The sequence below is a fragment of the Micromonospora sp. NPDC048898 genome, assembly GCF_043198035.1.
Taxonomy (GTDB): Bacteria; Actinomycetota; Actinomycetes; order Mycobacteriales; family Micromonosporaceae; genus Micromonospora.
This window is the reverse complement of sequence record NZ_JBICUF010000004.1, coordinates 502,572-523,385: the sequence shown is the minus strand read 5'-3', so window position 1 is coordinate 523,385 and position 20,814 is coordinate 502,572. Positions and strand designations below refer to the sequence as shown.

Here is a 20,814-nt window from a genome sequence, read left to right as displayed (position 1 = left end):
AAAGAGGGACGCGCCTGTCGGTGATCATCGGTACGGTGGGCGCCGGCATCGGACCGGGGAGAAACCAGGCGTGGATCACACTTTCCAGGTCGACCTGCGTGGCGTGGTCGACCTGCTCAGTCATCACCTGTACGGCAGCCCGCGGGTCTACGTCCGCGAGCTGCTCCAGAACGCGGTGGACGCGATCACCGCCCGGCGTGCGGTCGAGCCGGACGCGCCGGCGCTGGTCCGCATCGAACCCCCGGACCGCACCGGGGACGGCACGCTGCGGGTGCACGACACCGGCATCGGCCTGACCGAGGCACAGGTGCACGAGTTGTTGGCCACCATCGGCCGCAGCTCCAAGCGCGACGAGCTGGGCTTCTCCCGGCACGAGTTCCTCGGCCAGTTCGGCATCGGCCTGCTCTCCTGCTTCCTGGTGGCCGACGAGATCCAGGTGCTCACCCGGCACGGCGACAATCCGACGGTGCGCTGGACCGGGTACGCGGACGGCCGCTACGCGGTGACGCTGGCCCCGCCGGAGGCCGCCCGCGCCGAGCCGGGCACCACCGTCACGCTGGTGCCCCGCCGCGACGCCGACCAGTGGTTCACCACCCCGACCGTCACCGACCTGGCCCGACTCTTCGGGGCGCTGCTGCCGGTCACCGTCCGCGTCGGCGACGTCGTCACCACCACCGGGGCACCGCCGTGGCCGACCACGCCGGATGCCCCGCTGGACCGCGCGGCCCTGATCCGGTACGCGCGGGAGACGCTGGGCGTCGACCCGTTCGACGTGCTGCCGTTGGCCGTGCCGGAGGCCGGCCTGACCGGCGTCGCCGTCATCCTGCCCACCCCGGTGAATCCGGCGGCCCGGGCCGGGCACCGCGTCTACCTCAAGCGGATGCTGCTCACCGAGAACGCCGACGGGCTGCTGCCCGAGTGGGCGTTCTTCGCGCACTGCGTGGTGGACGCGACCGAACTGCGCCCGACCGCCAGCCGGGAGGCCCTCTACGAGGACACGCTGCTGACGGCGACCCGGGAGGCGCTCGGCGACCAGGTGCGCGGTTGGCTGGTCCGGCTGGCGCGGCACGACCCGCACCGGCTGGCGCAGTTCCTCCAGGTGCACCACCTCGGCGTGAAGGCCCTGGCGTTGCACGACGACGAGATGCTCCGGTTGGTCGACAGGTGGTGGCCCATGGACAGCAACGTCGGCACGCTCACCCTCGCCGAGTTCCGCGAGCGCTACGGCGTGGTCCGTTACGCGGCGAGCCTCGACGAGTTCCGTCAGCTCGCCGCCGTGGCCGCCGCGCAGGACCTGGCGGTGGTCAACGCCGGCTACACGTACGACACCGAGCTGATCGAACGGCTGCCGGTGGTGGACCGCTCGGTGCTGATCGAGCGGCTGGAGCCGAGCGACCTCACCACCCGCTTCGACGCACTCGACCCGCAGGTGGAGCTGGCGCTGCGACAGTTCCTCACCGCGGCGCAACGGGCCGTCGAACGGTCCGGCTGCGAGGTGGTCATCCGGGCGTACGAGCCGGTCTCGCTGCCCGCGCTCTACCTGGTGAGCCGGTCGGCCGCGTTCAACGACCAGCTCGCGGCCAGTCGGGACCGGGCCGACGAACTGTGGGGCGGCGTGCTCGACGCGCTCGCCGCCACCGCCCCGCCGGACCGCCCGCAGTTGGTGCTCAACCACCGCAACCCGCTGGTACGACGGGTGGCCACGCTGAGCGACCCGGAGCTGGTCGGTCTCGCCGTCGAGGCCCTGTACGGGCAGGCGCTGCTGCTCGGCCACCATCCGATCCGCGCGGCCGACGCCGCGCTGCTGAATGATTCCTTCCTCGGCCTGCTCGGCCGGGCTGTTCCGGGACGGGAGTGAGCATGAGCGACGAGGATCTGTGGCGGATGCTGCGCGGGATCGCCGACATGCCGTACGGGGCGGGGCAGATCGCCGCGCTGGAGCAACTGCTGCGCCGGGTGGACGCCGCCGACGACCGGCAACTCGCGTTCGTCACCAGGATGCAGGCCACCACCGGCTACATCTACGGCGGCGAGCCGGCGAAGTCCTTCGTGACCTTCTCCTGGTGTCTGTCCGAGTTCGACGGTGACCCGCAGCCCTACCACCAGAGCCACCTGCACCAGTTGCTGTGGCACTTCAAGTACATGGTCAACGGCCTGCTGAACTTCCCGGAGGTGCCGCTCGACCGCACGTACGCCGTGCTGGACGACATGGAACGCCGCTACCGAGCCGGCGGGCACAGCCTGCAGGCCGTGCACAAGCACCGGTTCCGGGTCGCCGACCACGTGGGCGACGCCGAAGCCGCGGCGCACTGGTACCGGCTCTGGCAGACCACGCCGCGCGACGAACTCTCCGACTGCGCCGGCTGTGATCCGACGGGTCAGGTGGGCTACCTCGCCGACACCGGGCGGGACGCCGAGGCGGTGGAGCTGGCCGAGCCGGTGCTCGCCGGCCGGCTCAACTGCAACGAGCAGCCGCAGGCGATCCTCACCGCGCTGCTCCTGCCGTACCTGCGCACCGGGCGGGGCGAGGCGGCGCGGGACGCGCACCGGGAGGCGTACCGCCGGCTGCGCGGCAACCTCGCCGACCTGTGGGACATCGGCGACCACGTCGAGTTCTGCACGTTGACCGGCAACGAGGCGCGGGCGGTCGAGCTGGTCGAGCGACACCTGGACTGGTTGGACAAGCCGCCGTCGCCGGCCGCCGCCATGCACTTCGCGGCGGCCGCCGCCGCGGCGCTGCGCCAGGCCGGCGAGTCGACCGTGTACCGGCGGGCCGCCGAGGGCCGGCCGGCCGCCGAGGTGTCCGCGGCGGCGCTGGCGGACGAGTTGGCCGAGACCGCGGCCGGCCTGGCCGCCCGCTTCGACGCCCGCAACGGCACCGCCCGCCAGTCGGAGTGGATCGCCCGCCGGCTGGCCGTGCGGCCGAGCGGGGAGCATCTGCCGCTGTCGGCGAGCGTGCGCCGCCGCCCGACCGGTCGGACCGCCGACCGGGCCGAGCGGGTGCGGCCCGGCAGGGGTGAACGACCCACCGTTGACCTGCCCGCCGACGCCGGCCCCGACGACCTGCTGGACCTCGCGGACCAGAGCTGGGGTCGACACGACCAGGCCACCTTCCGGGCGGCGCTTGTCGCCTTCGACGAACGGTTCGGCTCCGCCGAGCTGCCCGCACGTACGTCCGCGCACCGGTTGGCGCTGCGGGCGGGCGAGCGTGCCGACGAGGAAGACTTCGACAGCGCGGTCGAGCTGAACCGGGCGGCGCTCAAGCTGTACCGGGAGGTGGGCGAGGACGTGCCCGCCCAGGTGGTCGCCGGGCGGCTCGGCGTGCTGTTGGCCCGGTCCGACGAGGGCACCGAGGAGGGGCTGACGCTGGCGCGTGAGGCGGCCGAGGCCCTGGACCGGTCCGGCGACGCCCGGGAGCGGGCGGGCGGACACGTCCGGATGGCGACGGCGCTGCTGCAACGGGAGCGCTGGGCGGACGCGCTCGCCGCGCTCGACCGGGCACCGGCCGACGCGGGCGGCGACCGGCATCTGCTGGCCCGGATCGCGACGTACCGGGCGCACCTGCTGGAGCAGTCGGACCGCCTCGACGAGGCCCGCGCCGCCGTCGACGAGGCTCGCCAGCTCGGCCGTGAGCTGGGCGTCGGCGAGGTGGTCGTGACCGCCTGCCTGGCCCATGCGCGGATGGCGGACGATCCGGCGGACGCCGTGGCCGCCTGCGACGAGGCGTTGGAGGCGGCACCGGCGGACGCGGAGCTGCCGGTCCGAGTCGCCCGCGCTCGGGCCCTGCAGTCGGCCGGCCGGGCCGTGGACGCGGTGGACGACTTCGTCGAGGCGGTGACGCTGTGCGTGGAGCAGGGTGCCGAGGGGGACGCGTTCCTGCGGTGGGAGCTGGCGAACGCGTACCAGATGGTGGGCCGGCTGGCCGAGGCCGCCGAGGTCGCCGAGGAGGCCGTGCTCGGCCTGGACCGGATGGGCGCCCAGGCCGAGGCCGACCGCTGCCGGCACCTGTTGGCCAGTGTCTACGCCAGGCTCGGTGCGGTTGACCCGGCGTTGGCCCTGCTGGGGCAGTTGGCCGTCAATCTGGACGGCCCGGACAACCTTCCCCACCGGGCGCAGGTGCTGGAGGAGGCCGGTGGGATCCTCTTCGACGCCGACCGGGACGCGCTGGCGGGCGAGCGGTTCGCCGCTGCGGCTGAGGCGTACCGGCTCGGCGACCTGCCGCTGGACGAGCTGCGCGCCCGCCGGCGGGAGGCGTACGCCTGGCTCTGGGCCGACGACCGGGACACGGCGCTGCGGGCCGTCGAGGTGGTGGACGGGGTGGCGGCAAAGCTGGCCGGGCAGACCGAGCCGTCGGTGACGTACGAGCTGGCGATGGCGGCCGAGGTCGGCGCACGGGTGCTCACCAACGAGGGTCGACTGGACGAGGCGTTGGACCGGCTCGCCGGGGTGCCCGACCGGTTGCGGTCGATCGGGGCGTTCAGTGAGGCCGCCATGGCCGAGCGTCTCACCGGTGAGCTGCTGCTGCGCCTGGACCGGCCGGCCGAGGCGGAGGTGCTCCTGCGCCGGGTGCTCGGTGGGCTGCCGGCCGACGCGCAGCCGGTCCGCCAGACGGCCTGGCTGCTGGCTCGTGCGCTGGATCTGCTCGATCGGCCCGCGGAGGCCGCCGCGCTGCGTGCGGAGCACGACCTGGACGAGGACGACTGAGCCGGAGCGGGCCGCCCCCGACCAGGTCAGGGGCGGCCCGACCCCGGTGCGAGCGACACTCACCGGCACCCACCGCACACGGTTCGCGGTCTAGGCTTGCCCGGTGACGGTGGAGCAGCAGACACGGGGTGCGGGCCGGCGCAGGTCCCGCAAGGACGAGATTCTGGAGATCGCGGTCGGTCTGTTCGCCGCCCGCGGCTATCACGGTGTGTCGATGGACGACATCGGCGGGGCCGCCGGTGTTACCGGTCCGGCGCTCTACCACCACTTCGCCGGCAAGGAGGCCATGCTGGCCGCCGCGCTCATTCCGGTGAGTGAGGGGTTGCTGGCCGGCGGGCGGGAACGCGCCGCCGGGCGCCCGGACGACCCGCGTGGAGTGCTGGAGTCGCTTATCGACTTTCACGTCGAGTTCGCGCTGGCCAACCCGGCGGTGATCGCGTTGCACCTGCACGAGTTGGACCGCCTTCCGGAGGAGCCGCGGCGGCGCATTCGCCGTCTGCAACGGCTCTACGTCGAGGAATGGGTGACAGTGCTCACCGCGCTGCACCCGGGCATGCCCGACGGCGAGGCGCGGGTGCTCGCGCACGCCGCGTTCGGCCTGATGAACTCGACCCCGTTCCTCGGTGGTGAGGTGGACCGGCGACGTCGTGCCGAGCTGTTGCGCGGTGCGACCCTGGCCGCGCTGCTCGCCTGAGCCGACTCGTCAGAAGCAGGCCGGTCATGATTCCCTGACATCGTCCCAACATCCGGACGCCGGGAGGAAAAATGATCGAGTCACTGTTGGTCGCCAATCGGGGTGAGATCGCCCGCCGGATCATCCGTACCGCCAAGCGGCTCGGCATCCGCGCGATCGCGGTGTATTCGGAGGCCGACGCCGACCTGCCGTTCGTCGCCGAGGCGGACGAGGCGGTCCTCATCGGCCCACCGGCCCCGGCGCAGAGCTACCGCAACACCGAGGCGATCCTCGCCGCCGCGAAGTCGACAGGTGCGCAGGCCATCCACCCCGGGTACGGCTTCCTGTCGGAGAACGCCGAGTTCGCCCGTACCGTCGAGTCGAGCGGCCTGGTCTGGGTCGGGCCCGGCGCGGACGCGATCACCGCGATGGGCGACAAGATCAATGCCCGGAATCTGATGGCGGCGGCCGGTGTCCCGGTCGCGCCCGGCACCACCGATCCGGCCGCCGACCTGGACGCCGCGATGACGGCCGCCGCCGAGATCGGCTACCCGGTGATGGTCAAGGCCGCGGCCGGCGGTGGCGGCATGGGCATGGCCGTGGCCGTCGACGAGGCCGCGCTGCGCACCGAGTACGACAAGGTACGGGCGTTCGCCGAGCGGATGTTCGGCGACGGCTCGGTGCTGATCGAGCGGTTCTTTCCCCGGGTGCGGCACGTCGAGGTGCAGATCCTCGGCCTGGCCGATGGCCGGGTGGTGGCGCTCGGCGAGCGGGAGTGCTCGGTGCAGCGGCGCAACCAGAAGCTGGTCGAGGAGTCCCCGTCGCCGGCGGTCTCGCCGGAGCTGCGGTCCCGGCTCCTGGCGGCGGCGGTGCGCGCGGGTGAGGCGGTCGGCTATCGCAACGCGGGCACCGTGGAGTGCCTGTTGGTCCCGCGTCAGCGGGACTCCGAGGGCGACGCCTCCGGCTCCGGCTCCGGCTCCGGCTCCGAAGAGTTCTTCTTCCTGGAGATGAACACGCGGCTGCAGGTGGAGCACCCGGTGACCGAGTACGTCTACGGCATCGACCTGGTCGAGGAGCAGCTGCGAGTGGCGTCCGGGTTGGCCCCGAGCTTCGACCCGGACGCGCTGACGCCGCGTGGCCATGCCATCGAGATGCGGATCAACGCTGAGGATCCGAAGCGTTTCCTGCCCGGCCCCGGTGTGATCAGGACCTGGGTGGAGCCGACGGGCACGGGTGTGCGGGTGGACTCCGGCTACACCGAGGGCAACACGGTCACGCCGTTCTACGACAGTCTGCTGGCCAAGCTGATCATCAGCGGCGCGACCCGGGACGAGGTGCTCGATCGTGCGCAGGAGGCGGTGGCCGCCTTCCAGATCGAGGGCCCGAAGAACAACGTCCCCTTCTTTGCCGAGCTGCTGACGAACGAAGAGTTCCGCTCCGGCTCCTACGACACCGGCATCGTCCCCCGGATGCGCTGACCCCACCCCGCACTGCCCCGTCCTCGGTGACCAAGAGGTTCGCGTCCGGAATCCGGACACAAACCTCTTGAACACCGATGCTGGCCGGGGGACGGGCTACGGCTGTTGGCGCAGACTGTTGGGAGTGTCGAGTTGTGGCTGTCGGGTGTGCCAGGGCTGGTCGACCAGGCGGGCCAGCTCTCCCCTGTTCTGCCCGGACAGTCCGGGCGAACCCGTGTCCAGCCGCGGTGCCGGGTAGTGGCTCTGCGCCGGACCGCCGCCCCTGGCCTGGCTGGGCGGGAAGTGCCTGGTGTTGGGCGTCGGGGTCGACGAGCCGCTCAACGGCTCGCGCTGTCGGGGCAGATCGTCTGACGTGGGCCCGAGGGGCCGAGTCGCTTGGGCGGCCCGCAACTCGCTGACCTCCACCCGCAGGTCGAGACACTCTCGTTCCAGGTCGGCGATCCTCTGGCGCAGGCACTGTACGAGATCGCGGCCGTCCCGCACCTCGGTTCTGTCCTCGGCGCGTTCGTCGCGAACGCCATCCGGCGGCCTCTCGCCGCGGGCCAGCTCGTACAACTCGGCGAGGTCGGCCAGCCACTGCCGGCGGAGCTCCGGGGGCAGCGCGTGCTTCACCACCAGCATCACCGTCTGCCAGGGCGGCCCCTTGCTCTCGGCGGTGAAGTGTCGCGACAGCTTCTTGCGCAGAAGGGACTGTTTCCTGCTCCGACTGGCTCGGTCGGGATCGGACTGGGGCGTGTAGATCCGGTCTGCCAGCTTCTGCCAGGTGTCGATCGGCCCGATCTCGGGGCAGGTCTCCACGATCTCGCGGACCGCCAGCGCGTACGTCGACACGGCGGGGTTGTGATATCGCTGGCGATATTGCGCTTCGAGCGTCGACCGCGGCACCAGTCGGTGTCTTTGGGTGCGTTCTGCTGGGAGTGGCACATGTTCCTCGGCGTTCACATCGCTCCTTTCAATCCGGTGGTCATGGCATCCCCGCAAACCGCGCCACGCGGGTCCTTCCAAGAGCTCACATGACGCCGGGATCAACATTTGTACCGCCTCAGATCAAGCAAACGGGTATCTGAGGCTGTGTCGCAAGTCAGATTCTGGCCGGGTGGCTGGCCGGGTTGTCAGGATGAGCCTGTGTTCAGCCCTTACACCAGACCAATTTGGCCGGGTCGTGGTCGCAGCCCGGCCATCTGTCGGGTTGGCCGGGTAGCCCTGCGGCTACCCGGTCACAGGATCGTCATGTTCATCGGGTCGGGTCGTTGCCAGGGAGAGATGGAAACGTCCAGCCCTCGATCCGGATTGGTTGTTGATCGTGGAAACAGTCGTGGAACTTCCATCGATGTTAACCGCGCCGTAATTGCGGGCTGATTGCCGGAGGAAGAGGGATGAACGGTATTGGCGCAAACTGGCCGAGTGTGGGGTCGCGGGCGGTCCGCATTCTGCGGAAGGCATCGCTCGGCACCGATGGCGCCGTGGTGCTGGCTCTGCTCGTGGGTCGAGAGGGCGCCGCCGCGTGCGCCGGCGCCCTCTCGACCGCACTCCGATGCGCTGCGGAGCTCTTGGAAGGACCGTCGCAGCGCTGACCACCGGAGGCGTCCGGACGGTGGGGTCGAGCCGATGGCTGGCCCCGCCGTCCCGCCGGCACCAACGTAGCCACCCGACCGCCCGCAGTTCCATGCCGCCGCCGGTGATGGCATCCTTCTGGCCTGATTCATTCGCCGAAGGGTGGTCCGGCGCTGGCTGGACGGGCCACCCCGGCGGGCGGCCGTCGCACACCGTGTCCGTACCGCCTCCGGCGCTGGCGGCTATGCGGGCCGGGTGTCGTTACCGTTGTTCCACCAGGGCAGATAGTGAGGTGACCCCATGGCGGAATTGCCAGATTTCGTCTCTATTCGCGAGGTTGGGCCACGGGACGGGTTGCAGAACGAGGACCCGATCCCCGCCGAGGCCAAGGTGCGCCTGCTCGACGCCCTCGCCGGCACCGGCGTACGCCGGATCGAGGCGGTGTCGTTCGTGCACCCCAGGGCGATTCCGCAGATGGCCGACGCCGACGAGGTGTGGCAGCGGGCCGCGAAGGTCGACGGGGTGCGCTACTCGGCACTGGTGCCGAACACCCGGGGTGCCCAGCGTGCCCTCGCGGCCGGTTTCACCGAGATCGAGGTGGTGGTCTCGGCCAGCGACACGCACAACCGGCGCAACGTCAACCGATCCACGGACCAGTCACTTGACGACATCGCCGAGCTGATCGATCTGCTGCACGGCGCGTCCGCGCGGGTCGAGGTGATCGTGGCGACCAGCTTCGGCTGCCCGTACGAGGGGGACATCGACCCGAAGCGGGTGGCCGGGATCGTGGACCGGGTGGTCCGTGACGGCGCGGACCGGGTCGCGTTCGGCGACACCACCGGCATGGGCACGCCGCGTCGGGTCCGCGAGCTGCTGACCGCGGTACGCGACCGCGACGCGCAGGTGCCGGTGCTGCTGCACTTCCACAACACCAGGGGTACGGCGCTGGCCAACCTGTTGACCGCGCTGGAGTTGGGAGTCACCGAGTTCGACGCCAGCGTCGGTGGTCTGGGCGGTTGCCCGTACGCACCGGGGGCGAGCGGCAACCTGGCCACCGAGGAGGCCGTGCACATGCTGCACGACATGGGCATCGACACCGGCATCGACCTGGCGGCTCTGGTCGAGGTGGCGGAGTTGGCCGAGGAGTTGCTCGGCAAGAAGCTGCCGTCCGGCGTGCTGCGGGCCGGCCCGCGCACCCGGCTGACGCCGTTGCCGAGCTGAGGACGCGACGAAGGGGCCGGCGCAGTCGCCGGCCCCTTCCTTGTGCCAGGTCGATCAGCTCACCGGGGTGAGCACGCTCGGCCAGCTGTCCCGGAAGATGTCCGCACTACGGTCGGTAGCGCTGAACGTGCCGGCGAAGAGGTTGCTCACCCGGTTCGCCTCGGCGCTGCTCGGGTACGGGTTGGTGCAGCCGGTGCCGGCGCTGCCACCGGACATCAGGATCGCGCAGTTCCCGTTGTAGTTGTCCGGCAGCCCGAGGATGTGCCCGATCTCGTGGGTCATGATCCGCAGCGGGCTGTACTGCGCCGCCTGCTGGGTGTCGATGTAGACCCGGCCGTTGCCGAGGCTGGTCCGCACGGCGTACGAGCCTCCGCCGGTGATCTGGTAGATCCGCAGGTTGGAGCCGCAGTTGGCGGAGAGGGTCAGGTTGACTGTGGCGTTGTTCCAGATCGAGGCGGCCTGGTTGGCGGTGCCGGCGTAGCTGCCCGCCTGGCTGGTGTTGTAGCAGATGGTCATGGCGGCGGACGCGGGCGCGGGGTTGGCGACCGTGATGCCGACGGTGGTGAGTGCCGTCGCGAGGAACGCGACCGCGAGCCGACTGAGTCGTGAGGTCATCGCTGACTCCAATCCGGGAGGAGGGGGTGCCAGGAGCCTAGCGACAAGTATTCACGTTATTCAATGTCTTGTGCTGGGCCTCGCCCGTCTGATTCGCTCATGGGTCGCGAGCGGTCGCACCGATGCGCTAGCCTAACGATCGTTCAGGTCAGTATGGCGGAGGAGTCGGCGTGACGCTCGACGGTGAGGCACTGGAGCAGCTGCGCAAGCGGGCCCGGTCCGGCGGCGCGGACAAATACCATGCCGCCAACGCGGCCAAGGGCAAGCTCTTCGCGCGCGAGCGGGTCGCACTGCTCGTCGACGAGGGTTCGTTCGTCGAGGACGGCCTCTACGCCAACGCGCTCGCCGAGGGGCTGCCCGCCGACGGCGTGGTCACCGGCACCGCCACCATCGACGGCCGACAGGTCTGCCTGATGGCCAACGACTCCACGGTCAAGGCCGGCAGTTGGGGTGCCCGTACCGTCGAGAAGATCATCCGGATCATCGAGCGGGCGTACGGCGCCGGTGTGCCGATGGTCTACCTGGTCGACTCGGCCGGCGCGCGCATCACCGACCAGGTCGACCTCTTCCCCGGCCGCCGCGGCGCCGGCAAGATCTTCTGGAACCAGGTCCGCGCCTCCGGCTCGATCCCGCAGGTGTGCGCGCTGTTCGGCCCGAGCGCCGCCGGAGGGGCGTACATTCCGGCGTTCTGCGACGTGGTGGCCCTGGTCGACGGCAACGCGAGCATGTATCTCGGCTCGGACCGGATGGTCGAGATGGTCACCGGCGAGAAGACCACCCTGGAGGCGATGGGCGGGGCCAAGGTGCACACCGCCGAGTCCGGCGTCGGGCACTTCCTCTGCAAGACCGAGGCCGACGCGCTCGACGTGGTGAAGACCTACCTGTCGTACCTGCCGGCGAACTGGACCCAGGCGCCGCCGACCGCCCCGGCGGTCGCCGCGCCCGCGAAGGCCGACCTGGCCGCGCTGGTGCCGGCCAGCGAGCGGCAGGCGTTCGACATGCGGCGGTACGTCAAGGGCCTGCTCGACGAGGGTTCGTTCTTCGAGATCCAGGCCCTCTGGGCCAAGGAGCTGACCATCGGCTTCGGTCGTCTGGACGGTCAGGTCGTCGGCGTGCTCGGCAACAACTCGATGTTCAAGGGCGGCGTGCTCTTCGTCGACTCCGCCGACAAGGCGACCCGGTTCGTGCAGCTCTGCGACGCCTTCAACGTGCCGCTGCTGTTCCTGAGCGACGTCCCCGGCTTCATGGTCGGCAGCGCGGTGGAGAAGCAGGGCATCATCCGGCACGGCGCCAAGATGATCACCGCGATCTCCGAGGCGACGGTGCCGAAGATCTGCGTGGTGGTCCGCAAGGCGTACGGCGCCGGCCTCTACGCGATGGCCGGCCCCGGGTTCGAGCCGGACGCCACCATCGCCCTGCCCAGCGCGAAGATCGCGGTGATGGGGGCCGAAGCGGCCGTGAACGCCGTCTACGCCAACAAGATCGCGGCAATCGAGGACGAGGCCGAACGGGCCGCCTTCGTGGCCGCCAGGCGTGCCGAGTACGAGCAGGACATCGACGTCGTCCGGCTCGCCAGCGAGCTGGTGGTGGACGCCATCGTCGAGCCGCACGACCTGCGCACCGAGCTGGTCCGTCGCTTCGCCGCGGCGCGTACCAAGGATCGGCACTTCTCTCGTCGTCGGCACGGCGTCACCCCGGTCTGACCCGACGGCCGGACCCGTACAGCCACCCGTCCCCGGCGTCACGAGCGCCCGACGGCACCGTCCCCACAGGAGGATGAGATGGATTTCCGGCTCACCGACGACCAAACGGCGCTGCGGGAGAGCGTGCGGGACTTCGCGCGCGAGGTGGTCGCCCCGGTCATCGCCGAGCACTACGAGCAGCACACCTTCCCGTACGAGGTGATCCGCCAGATGGGCAAGATGGGCCTGTTCGGCCTGCCCTTCGGCGAGGAGCACGGCGGCATGGGCGGCGACTACTTCGCGCTCTGCCTGGCCCTGGAGGAGTTGGCGCGGGTCGACTCCAGCGTGGCCATCACGCTGGAGGCGGCCGTCTCGCTGGGCGCGATGCCGATCTACCGGTTCGGCACCACCGAGCAGAAGGCGACGTGGCTGCCCCGGTTGCTCAGCGGCGAGGCGCTGGCCGGGTTCGGGCTCACCGAGCCGGGCACCGGCTCGGACGCCGCCGGCACCCAGACGCGGGCGGTGCTGGACGGCGACGAGTGGGTGATCAACGGGTCGAAGGCGTTCATCACCAACTCGGGCACCGACATCACGGCCATGGTGACCGTCACGGCGGTGACCGGCACGAACCCGGACGGCTCCAAGGAGCTGTCGACGATCATCGTGCCGACCGGCACGCCAGGGTTCACCGTGGCACCGGGCTACTCCAAGGTGGGGTGGACCGCGTCGGACACCCACGAGCTGACCTTCGACGACTGCCGGGTGCCGGCGGCCAACCTGCTCGGCGAACGGGGTCGAGGCTTCGCCCAGTTCCTGCGGATCCTCGACGAGGGCCGGATCGCCATCGCGGCGCTCGCGGTCGGCCTCGCTCAGGGCTGCGTCGACGAGTCCATCAAGTACGCGAAGGAGCGGCACGCCTTCGGCCAGCCGATCGGCGCCAACCAGGCCATCCAGTTCAAGATCGCCGACATGGAGCTGAAGGCGCACACCGCCCGGCTGGCCTACTACGACGCCGCCGCCCGGATGCTGGCCGGCGAGCCGTTCAAGCGGCAGGCCGCCATCGCCAAGCTGCACGCCAGCACCATCGCGGTGGACAATGCCCGGGAAGCCACCCAGATCCACGGCGGGTACGGCTTCATGAACGAGTACCCGGTGGCCCGATTCTGGCGGGACTCCAAGATCCTGGAGATCGGCGAGGGCACCAGCGAGGTGCAACGCATGATCATCGCTCGTGATCTGGGCCTCTGAGCGTCCCTAGGCCAGCCAATCGGCCCCGACCTGGCTGTCCGTAGAGATGTCGGATTATCGGCGAACGGGCGTCGGTAGCCCGACGTTCGGCTGCCGACGGTCGTAGTCCATCCGTACTCTTCGTGGCCATGACTCCGGATCATGATCGGTCACGGAGCCCGGCGGGGCGTACCTCTCTGCCGGAGCTGCTCCGCGGGCATCGACGCGCCGCCGGCCTGACCCAGGCCGAGCTGGCGTCGCGGGCCGGGGTGGGTGTGCGGACGGTGCGTGACCTGGAGCGCGGTCGGTCGGTCCGGCCGCAGCGCACCACTGTCGAGCTGCTCGCCGCGGCGTTGGCGCTGACCGGCACCACCCGGGCGGCGTTCCTGGCCGCGGCCCGTGGCCCCGCCGGCGCCGAGTCACCCAGGGCGGACGTCACCCCGGCGGCGCTCGGGATCGGTGGCAGGACGACGGCGGAGGCGGCATCCATCGACCTGCCGGCCGCACTTCCGCCGCCGATCACGCTTGTCGGCCGGGATCGTGACCTCACCGAGCTGGCCGAGATGCTGACCGCCGAGCGCGGGCCTCGGCTGGTGAGCCTGGTCGGGTTGGCCGGGGTCGGCAAGACCGCTCTGGCGACGGCGGTGGCGCATGTGGTGGCCGTCGCCCACCCGGCCGGTGTGGCCGGGATGCTCGTCGGTGAAGGCTCGGACGGGCCGGACGTGCTCGCCGCCTCGATGGGCGTACTCGGCGCGGCGCGGCTCCCGGAACTCGTGGCCCGGCTCGCCGGGCAGCCGGCACTGCTGGTGATGGACGCGGTGGAGCGTGCGCCTGGCCCGGTGGCCACGACTCTGCACCGGCTGCTCGCCGCACTGCCCTCACTGCGGGTGCTGGTCACCGGGCGGCACCCGGTCGGGCTGCCCGGCGAGAGAGTGTGGCCGGTCGCGCCGCTCGACGTGCCGCCACCGGGCGCCGAACGCTCCGGATCGGCCCCGCTCGACACGTGGCCAGCTGTCGCGTTGTTCATCTCCCGGCTCGCCCAGGTCCGTCGGGAGCCGCCCACCCGCGACGAGTTGCCAGCGCTTGCCGCGCTGGTCCGCCGGCTGGGCGGGCTGCCGCTGGCCATCGAGCTGATGGCCGCCCGGGGCCGACTCCTCGACCTCACCGAACTGCTCGACCGGTACGGCGACCGGGTGCTCGACCTCGCCACTCCCGCCGAGCCGGCGGTCCACCCCGGCTGGGACGCCCCGGATGCGCTCACCCGCGCCACCGGCGAAGCCGACACGGCTTCCACGGCAGGTTCGGTCACCCTGCGCGAAGCGGTGGCGACAAGCTACCGACTGTTGGCCCCGGACGAGCAGGCAGCGCTGCGCCGGCTGGCCGTGTTCGGCGACCGCTGGTCGGTGGAGTTGGCCGAGGAGATGCTCGGCGACGACGCCGACCGGGACGGCACGGTGGCGATCGACCCCCTCGCACTGCTGGACCGGTTCGTCGAGCTCGGGCTGCTGAGCGTACGCGGCACCGGGCCCTTCCGGTTCCGGCTGCTCGACGCGGTCCGTGACTACGCCGTCGAGCAGGCGGCCGGCGCGGGTGAGTTGACAGGCATCCGACGTCGGCACGCCGAGGTGATCGCGCGCCTGGTGGCCCGGACCGCCAGCGACCTGGTCGGCCCCCGGCTGCCCGACGCGGTGCACCGGCTGGACGAGATCAGCAGTGACATCAGCTCGTCGCTGGTCCACGCGGCCACCGACGACCCGTTGACCGCGCTGCGGCTGGCGGCGTGCCTGACCCGCTGGTGGCGGTTCCGTGGTCGCGACGTCGCCGGGCGGCAGTGGCTGCGGCGGTTGCTGGCGGACCCGCGGACCGCGGACGCCGATCCGATCCTGCGGGGCTGGGCCGCGCTCGGGGTTGCCCGGCTGGCGGCCGAGCACGGCGCGGGCGCCGAGGAGCTGTCGACGGCACGCGCGGCGTTGGAGATCTTCCGGCAGGCCGGCGACGTCACCGGGGAGTTGGAGGCGCGAAACATGCTCGGCACCCTGCTGATCTCCGTCGGTGGGCAGGACGAGGCTCGCGAGCAGGCCGAGACGGCGCTGCGGTTGGCCGCCCGTAACGGACGCACCCGGGATCTGGCGGTGGCCCAGAACAGCCTCGCCTGGCACGAGATCCGGACGGGTGACCTGGCCGCGGCCCGGCGCAGGCTCGCCGCGGTGGACCGACTCGCCGCCGAGAGTGGCGAGCAGCGACTTCGGGTGCTGGCCTGGGCCAACCGAGCCGAGGTCGCCCGCCTGGAGGGCTGGTACGCGGACGCCGTCGACCAGGGCCGGCGGGCGATCGCGGCGTTGTCCGAGCTGGGTGATCCGCGACGCCGCCGCCGGGTGCTGGGGAAACTCGGGTTGGCGCTGGCTCAGGACGGGCGTGGTGCGGAAGCGACAGAGGTGCTCACCGAGCTGCGCGCGGGGACTGTCGACGCGATGGCGGCCGAATCGCCGCGAGCGTCGGCTCGGCGGGGCGTGGTGCCGCGACAGCGCTCGGAGGACGCGGCGCTGTCCTCGGGTGGGCCGGAGGCTGGGCTCTGTGCGCTGATCGAGGGCAATCTGGCGCTGCACCGGGGTGACCGGGAGCTGGCCGCCGAGTGGTTCGCCGCCGCCGTCGACGCCAAGGGCCAGGATCACCGAGATGTGGTGGAGGCGCTGGTGGGACTGGCCGCCAGCACCGCGAACCCGGCCGTCCTGGACCGGCTGGGGCGGGTCTGCGAGGAGAGCGGCATTCGGCTGCTGCCGCAGGAGTCGGGCCTGCTCTACGCGCTGACCGCCGTCCGGAGTGGCCCGGAGGCACCCTAGGGTCTGCCGCTCGCGAGCGCGGCCGACGGGCGTCGGGGTGGGGAGAGTGGCGCGGACGAAGAGCCCCCTTTGGTGCTACCCCTCGCTGATCGCCCGCGCCGTCACCCCCCGGTTGATCCCCGGTGTGGGAAGCCTGCCACCGCCATGGAGGCGGAAAGTCGGGTTAGGTGGCATTCTTCGGCTTGGGTGGCCCAGTTCTGCCGCTTTTTCTGCCGCTATTGGTCACCGTCACCGCCCTGGTGCTCAGGGGTGGGTGGTGGCGGTCTGCTGCTCTGGGCTGACGTCGTCGCTGCCGGCGGTGGCGCACGGATTTGCGGCGTCGCGGACCCGGCGTAGCCCGTCGAGTAGGGCCGCCAGTGCCTCCGGATCGAGTTGGCCGGTGAACCATTGCTCGATCATCTGTAGATGCCCGGGCAGCGTCTCGTTCAGTCGCTGCATCCCGGCGGCGGTGACGACCGCGTACGAGCTGCGCCGGTCGTTCGGGCAGGCCCGCCGGGTGAGCAGCCCGTCGCGTTCCATCCGGTCGACCACGCGCGTCACGCCGCTTGTCGACAACGAGGTCTGGGCGGCGAGGTCGGTCATTCGTAGTTGGTTGCCCGGCGAGCGGGCCAGCCGGGTGATGACCTCGAACTCGACCGAGGAGAGGCCATGCTCCTCGAGTTGGGCGGTGAACCGGGCTGACAGTCCGGCGTATGCCTCGAAGAGCAGGCCGACGGCGGTGATCCGGGGATCGTCGAAGACGTTGGTCACTCGTTCATCCTAACAGTACTTGACACGGGGAATATTGTTGCGGTTATATTTGCTCCGGCAGTCGTTGGGCTACTAAACATTCCCCTGGAGGACAGCAGCATGACCAGCAGCACCGATGTGGTTACCCGCGACTGGGACGGCCTTACCATCCCGGCGGCTGGCACCTACGCGTTGGACGTGGCGCACAAGCGGGTCGGCTTCGTCGCGCGGCACATGATGGTGAGCAAGGTCCGCGGTGAGTTCAAGGAGGCGACCGCCACCATCACCATCGCCGAGGACCCGATGCAGACGTCGGTCTCCGCCACCATCCAGGCGGCCAGCATCGACACCACCCAGACCGACCGGGACGCGCACCTGCGCAGCCCCGAGTTCCTGGACGTGGAGAAGTTTCCGACGCTCGAGTTCCGCAGCACCGGGGTCAAGTCCCGTCGTGGCAGCGAGTTCGTGCTCGCCGGTGAGCTGAGCATCAGGGGTGTCACCCGTCCGGTCGAGCTTGAGGTGGAGTTCGAGGGTGTCGGCCGCAGCCCGTTCGGTCAGGACATCTTCGGTTTCTCCGCGAGCACCGAGATTGACCGTGAGGAGTTCGGTCTGACCTGGAACGTCACCCTGGAGACCGGGGGCGTGCTGGTCAGCCGCAAGATCAAGATTGAGATCGAGGGCGAGGCCGTCCGTCAGGCCTGATCTGCCCCGGATCGCCGGTACGCCGGGCCCGCGCCGCACGTCGGCGCGGGCCCGGCGTCGTCTCCACCGCCAACGCCGAAGTCGTGGTGATTGTCACGACTTGTTCGCACCGCCCTCGGGTCCAGACGGCCGACGACGGGGTACAGATGGCGCCACGGGTGCGTCCGCTCCGGCCTCTGGCCCGGTCAGCTGGGCGCTCTTACCGTGAAGGGTTCACAATGCGCTTGCCGGGAGGGCAGAATCCCGACCGCGCCGGCTGTCGGGAGGACACATGGGCAAGGACGTCGTGCAGGGCGCCTTCACCCGGGATGATCGCGTCCGCTACCGGCAGAAGGTGCGACGGTGCCTCGATGTCTTCGCCCTCATGCTTGACGACTTCGGTTTCGACGCCGACCGGCCGATGACCGGCCTGGAGATCGAGCTCAACCTTGTCGACTCGGCGGCCGAGCCGGCGATGCGCAACGAGGAGATCCTCGCCGACATCGCCGACCCGCTGTTCCAGACCGAGCTGGGGCAGTTCAACCTGGAACTCAACGCCGAACCCCGACTGATCGAGGGCACCGGCTTCGCCGACTACGAGCACGACCTGCGCGGCAGCCTCTCCAGAGCCGACGAGCGCGCGGCCAAGTCCGACGCGAAGATCGTCCTGGTCGGCATCCTGCCCACCCTCACCGAGGGGCACCTGGTGGAGGACAACCTCTCCACCAACGAGCGCTACCGGGTGCTCAACGACCAGATCGTGGGCGCCCGCGGCGAGGACATCGAGCTGGACATCCGCGGCGTCGAGCAGCTCCGGACGCACACCGACTCGATCGCCCCCGAGGCCGCCTGCACCAGCCTCCAGTTCCACCTCCAGGTGGCACCGGACAGCTTCGCCGACTACTGGAACGCCTCCCAGGCCATCGCCGGCGTGCAGGTGGCGGTCGGCGCGAACAGCCCCTTCCTGTACGGGCGTCAACTGTGGGCCGAGACGCGGATCGCCCTGTTCCAGCAGGCCACCGACACCCGCCCGGACGAGCTCAAGGCCCAGGGCGTACGGCCCCGGGTGTGGTTCGGTGAGCGGTGGATCACCTCGATCTTCGATCTCTTCGAGGAGAACGTCCGGTACTTCCCGCCGCTGCTGCCGATCTGCGAGGACGAGGATCCGGTGGAGGTGCTGCACGCCGGCGGTGTGCCGCAGCTCGGGGAGTTGAGGCTACACAACGGCACTGTCTACCGGTGGAACCGCCCGGTCTACGACATCATGAACGGCCGACCGCACCTGCGGGTGGAGAACCGCGTGCTGCCGGCCGGTCCGACGGTGGTGGACATGCTCGCCAACGCGGCCTTCTACTTCGGGCTGGCGCGGGGTCTGGCCGAGGCGGACCGCCCGATCTGGAGCCAACTCACCTTCAGCTCCGCCGAGGAGAACTTCCAGGCCACCGCCCGACGGGGCCTCGATGCCGTGCTGCACTGGCCCGGGCTCGGCGACGTGCCCGTCAGCAAGCTGGTGCTGGAGCGGTTGCTGCCCACCGCCGCGGCCGGCCTGGACGGGTTCGGTGTCGCACCGGCCCAGCGGGACCGGCTGCTCGGCATCATCGAGCAACGCTGCCGTACCGGCCGCAACGGCGCCGTCTGGCAGACCGAGGCGGTGTGGGCGGCCCAGCGGCGCCTCGGCATGGACCGGTCGGCCGCGCTGCACCACATGGTCCAGCGCTACGCGGAACTCCAGCACACAAACGAACCCGTCCACACCTGGCCAGTCCCCTAACCCACCCACCCCCACCCAGATCGCGTTGATCATGAGGTTATTGCCGCGACACGCCGGGCGGATGGCAAAACCCCATGATCAACGAGGCGGGCGGTGGACGGGGGACGGTACGGGGGGTTAGTCGGAGGTGGGGCGGGTGGATCGGCGGGTTGCGCGGGTGCGGCGGGCGCTTGGTGTCGGATCCTCTGCGGGGGCGGAGATGGATGGTTCGGTGCGCGGTGCGGGCACCCACGGCGTTGCATCCGCACCTGGCGGGGCGCCCGCACCTGGTGCGGTGCCTGCCGTGGTTGTTCGGGGTGCGGCGTCGGTCCTGCCGCGTCGGCCCATGGTGGCGGTGGACGAGCGGGAAGTCGACGGCTCGGAATCGGGCTCGGCGTTCGGAGCCGGATCGGTCCGAGGGGTCGGCCCGTCGACGGTGGCCCGGGTCGAGTCGACCTGAGGAGCCGGGTGCGCGTCCGGCCTCGGGACCGAGGCAGCCGCACCCCGACTCCACTCGGCGCGGTCGGCGAGGACAGCGGCCAGCACCGACCCGCCGATGCCGGCGAGCACCGCGTACGGGGCGATCAGCTGGGTGGACAGCTGCGCGGGGCCCAGCGTCGACCAGTGCGGCAGGGTGGTCAGGTAGGCGAGCGCGACGAGCACCGGACCGGCAGCGCCGGAGGCCGCGGCCCCGACGCGGTGGCCGGTCGACCGGGCGCTGCGCCGGGCGGCCAGCACGCCGATCAGCAGCGCGGGCACGAGTGCCATCAGCGCGCCGGGCCAGTAGAGCTGGTCGGCGATCCAGTACCGCGGCTGGTCCGGGTCGAGCTGCCAGGTACCGAGCTGGGCACCGGTCAGCCCTTGTCCGACACGTACCCCGTCGATCACCGAGACCACCGCGAGCAGCCACAGCCAGGCGGCGGTCGCGGTCACGTTGACCGCGGCGGCGCGGGAGCGGAGTGCCCAGACCGCGACGAGCACACCGATCAGGATGCCCAGCGTCGCCTGCACGGCGGCGGTCCGTTGCGGTGCGCCGGTGTCGGCACCTGTCGCGACCCGCGCGGGAACGGCGATCAGTAGCACGGTGACCAGCCCGCCGACCCCGGCGCCGAGCGCCAGGGCCACCCGGCGCAGCAGGCCGCCCCGATCATCGGACGGCACCTCGGACGGCTGCGCGGTCGTCTCCGGGCCGGCTCGGTCGTCGGCCGGCACCTCGGTCGGCTGGGGTGATCGCCTGTCGGCCGTCTCCGGGCCGGTGGTGTCGGTGGCAGGAGGACGCTCGGGGTCGGAAACCTCGGTCGCCTCCCGGTCGGTCACCGGCTGCTTGGGCGTCGTGGATGCGCCGCGCTGGTGTAGCCGCTGCGCGCACACCGCGCCGAGGACCGTCGAACTGGCGGCGAGCCAGGTGGCCCAGGCGAGGCCGTCGGCCCAGGCCGTGTCCGTGGCCCCGAGGTCGGTGGGCGTCCAGGTGATGACACCGAGCCCGTAGCCGAAGCCCAGTTGCGCGGCGCCCGCGCCGGCAGCGATTCCGATCGCGGTCGCGATCGACACTCCCCAGCCCTGTCTGGCCATGCCGGGCAGCGTAACGTCCCGTCGTCGGCGCGGCGAGTCGCAACGACCCGCCGGTATGGACGGACCGTCGGTGCGGCGGATTGGGCGG

The 20,814-nt window shown here is 71.3% G+C and carries 14 protein-coding genes; 10 read left to right on the top strand and 4 right to left on the bottom strand.

Features of this window, described 5'->3' with window-relative positions:
- Nucleotides 1-70: 70 nt before the first annotated feature.
- The 4 genes from ACGFIQ_RS15490 to ACGFIQ_RS15475 all read left to right on the top strand — a co-directional run bounded on the left by ACGFIQ_RS15490 (nt 71) and on the right by ACGFIQ_RS15475 (nt 6,855).
- Complete coding sequence (locus ACGFIQ_RS15490; protein WP_393243951.1) at nt 71-1,858, top strand: HSP90 family protein; 1,788 nt, start codon at nt 71-73, stop codon at nt 1,856-1,858.
- Nucleotides 1,859-1,860: 2 nt separating this feature from the next.
- Entirely contained in the window at nt 1,861-4,704 is a 2,844-nt protein-coding gene (locus ACGFIQ_RS15485) for a hypothetical protein (protein ID WP_393243949.1), read from the top strand.
- Between the two features lie 103 nt (nt 4,705-4,807).
- On the top strand, nt 4,808-5,398 hold the full coding sequence (locus tag ACGFIQ_RS15480; protein WP_393243947.1) for a TetR/AcrR family transcriptional regulator: 591 nt from the start codon (nt 4,808-4,810) through the stop codon (nt 5,396-5,398).
- Between the two features lie 71 nt (nt 5,399-5,469).
- Nucleotides 5,470-6,855, top strand: coding sequence for an acetyl/propionyl/methylcrotonyl-CoA carboxylase subunit alpha (locus ACGFIQ_RS15475; RefSeq protein WP_393243945.1), 1,386 nt, complete (start codon nt 5,470-5,472; stop codon nt 6,853-6,855).
- Nucleotides 6,856-6,951: 96 nt separating this feature from the next.
- Here ACGFIQ_RS15475 and ACGFIQ_RS15470 read toward each other — a convergent pair whose 3' ends face one another.
- Entirely contained in the window at nt 6,952-7,686 is a 735-nt protein-coding gene (locus tag ACGFIQ_RS15470; RefSeq protein WP_393243943.1) for a hypothetical protein, read from the bottom strand.
- A gap of 1,023 nt (nt 7,687-8,709) precedes the next feature.
- Here ACGFIQ_RS15470 and ACGFIQ_RS15465 point away from each other — a divergent pair.
- Nucleotides 8,710-9,630, top strand: coding sequence for a hydroxymethylglutaryl-CoA lyase (locus tag ACGFIQ_RS15465; protein WP_393243941.1), 921 nt, complete (start codon nt 8,710-8,712; stop codon nt 9,628-9,630).
- A gap of 54 nt (nt 9,631-9,684) precedes the next feature.
- Here the strand turns inward: ACGFIQ_RS15465 and ACGFIQ_RS15460 are convergent, their stop codons facing one another.
- Nucleotides 9,685-10,245 carry a snapalysin family zinc-dependent metalloprotease gene (locus ACGFIQ_RS15460; protein ID WP_393243939.1) on the bottom strand — a complete coding sequence of 187 codons (561 nt, stop codon included), beginning with the start codon at nt 10,243-10,245 and terminating at the stop codon, nt 9,685-9,687.
- Between the two features lie 170 nt (nt 10,246-10,415).
- Between ACGFIQ_RS15460 and ACGFIQ_RS15455 the strand changes: the two genes are divergently transcribed.
- The 3 genes from ACGFIQ_RS15455 to ACGFIQ_RS15445 all read left to right on the top strand — a co-directional run bounded on the left by ACGFIQ_RS15455 (nt 10,416) and on the right by ACGFIQ_RS15445 (nt 15,994).
- Nucleotides 10,416-11,948, top strand: coding sequence for an acyl-CoA carboxylase subunit beta (locus ACGFIQ_RS15455; protein WP_393243937.1), 1,533 nt, complete (start codon nt 10,416-10,418; stop codon nt 11,946-11,948).
- 78 nt (nt 11,949-12,026) lie between these two features.
- Nucleotides 12,027-13,175, top strand: coding sequence for an acyl-CoA dehydrogenase family protein (locus ACGFIQ_RS15450; RefSeq protein WP_393243935.1), 1,149 nt, complete (start codon nt 12,027-12,029; stop codon nt 13,173-13,175).
- Between the two features lie 128 nt (nt 13,176-13,303).
- Nucleotides 13,304-15,994, top strand: a complete 2,691-nt coding sequence (locus ACGFIQ_RS15445; RefSeq protein ID WP_393243933.1) for an ATP-binding protein — start codon at nt 13,304-13,306, stop codon at nt 15,992-15,994.
- 243 nt (nt 15,995-16,237) lie between these two features.
- On the opposite strand, the gene ACGFIQ_RS15440 is transcribed toward ACGFIQ_RS15445, so the two are convergent.
- Nucleotides 16,238-16,744, bottom strand: coding sequence for a MarR family winged helix-turn-helix transcriptional regulator (locus tag ACGFIQ_RS15440; protein ID WP_393243932.1), 507 nt, complete (start codon nt 16,742-16,744; stop codon nt 16,238-16,240).
- A 99-nt stretch (nt 16,745-16,843) separates the two neighbouring features.
- On the opposite strand from ACGFIQ_RS15440, the gene ACGFIQ_RS15435 reads away from it, so the two are divergent.
- On the top strand, nt 16,844-17,425 hold the full coding sequence (locus tag ACGFIQ_RS15435) for a YceI family protein (protein WP_393243930.1): 582 nt from the start codon (nt 16,844-16,846) through the stop codon (nt 17,423-17,425).
- A 271-nt stretch (nt 17,426-17,696) separates the two neighbouring features.
- Nucleotides 17,697-19,175, top strand: a complete 1,479-nt coding sequence (locus tag ACGFIQ_RS15430) for a glutamate--cysteine ligase (RefSeq protein WP_393243928.1) — start codon at nt 17,697-17,699, stop codon at nt 19,173-19,175.
- Between the two features lie 117 nt (nt 19,176-19,292).
- Here the strand turns inward: ACGFIQ_RS15430 and ACGFIQ_RS15425 are convergent, their stop codons facing one another.
- Nucleotides 19,293-20,726 carry a hypothetical protein gene (locus ACGFIQ_RS15425; protein WP_393243926.1) on the bottom strand — a complete coding sequence of 478 codons (1,434 nt, stop codon included), beginning with the start codon at nt 20,724-20,726 and terminating at the stop codon, nt 19,293-19,295.
- Nucleotides 20,727-20,814: the final 88 nt, after the last annotated feature.

What these genes read in the sequence shown, in the direction of transcription:
- ACGFIQ_RS15465 (WP_393243941.1), top strand. Translation starts at nt 8,710, where the DNA reads ATGGCGGAATTGCCAGATTTCGTCTCTATTCGCGAGGTTGGGCCACGG.
- ACGFIQ_RS15450 (WP_393243935.1), top strand. Translation starts at nt 12,027, where the DNA reads ATGGATTTCCGGCTCACCGACGACCAAACGGCGCTGCGGGAGAGCGTG.
- ACGFIQ_RS15485 (WP_393243949.1), top strand. Translation starts at nt 1,861, where the DNA reads ATGAGCGACGAGGATCTGTGGCGGATGCTGCGCGGGATCGCCGACATG.
- ACGFIQ_RS15460 (WP_393243939.1), bottom strand. Translation starts at nt 10,245, where the DNA reads ATGACCTCACGACTCAGTCGGCTCGCGGTCGCGTTCCTCGCGACGGCA.
- ACGFIQ_RS15425 (WP_393243926.1), bottom strand. Translation starts at nt 20,726, where the DNA reads ATGGCCAGACAGGGCTGGGGAGTGTCGATCGCGACCGCGATCGGAATC.
- ACGFIQ_RS15475 (WP_393243945.1), top strand. Translation starts at nt 5,470, where the DNA reads ATGATCGAGTCACTGTTGGTCGCCAATCGGGGTGAGATCGCCCGCCGG.
- ACGFIQ_RS15445 (WP_393243933.1), top strand. Translation starts at nt 13,304, where the DNA reads ATGACTCCGGATCATGATCGGTCACGGAGCCCGGCGGGGCGTACCTCT.
- ACGFIQ_RS15430 (WP_393243928.1), top strand. Translation starts at nt 17,697, where the DNA reads ATGGGCAAGGACGTCGTGCAGGGCGCCTTCACCCGGGATGATCGCGTC.
- ACGFIQ_RS15435 (WP_393243930.1), top strand. Translation starts at nt 16,844, where the DNA reads ATGACCAGCAGCACCGATGTGGTTACCCGCGACTGGGACGGCCTTACC.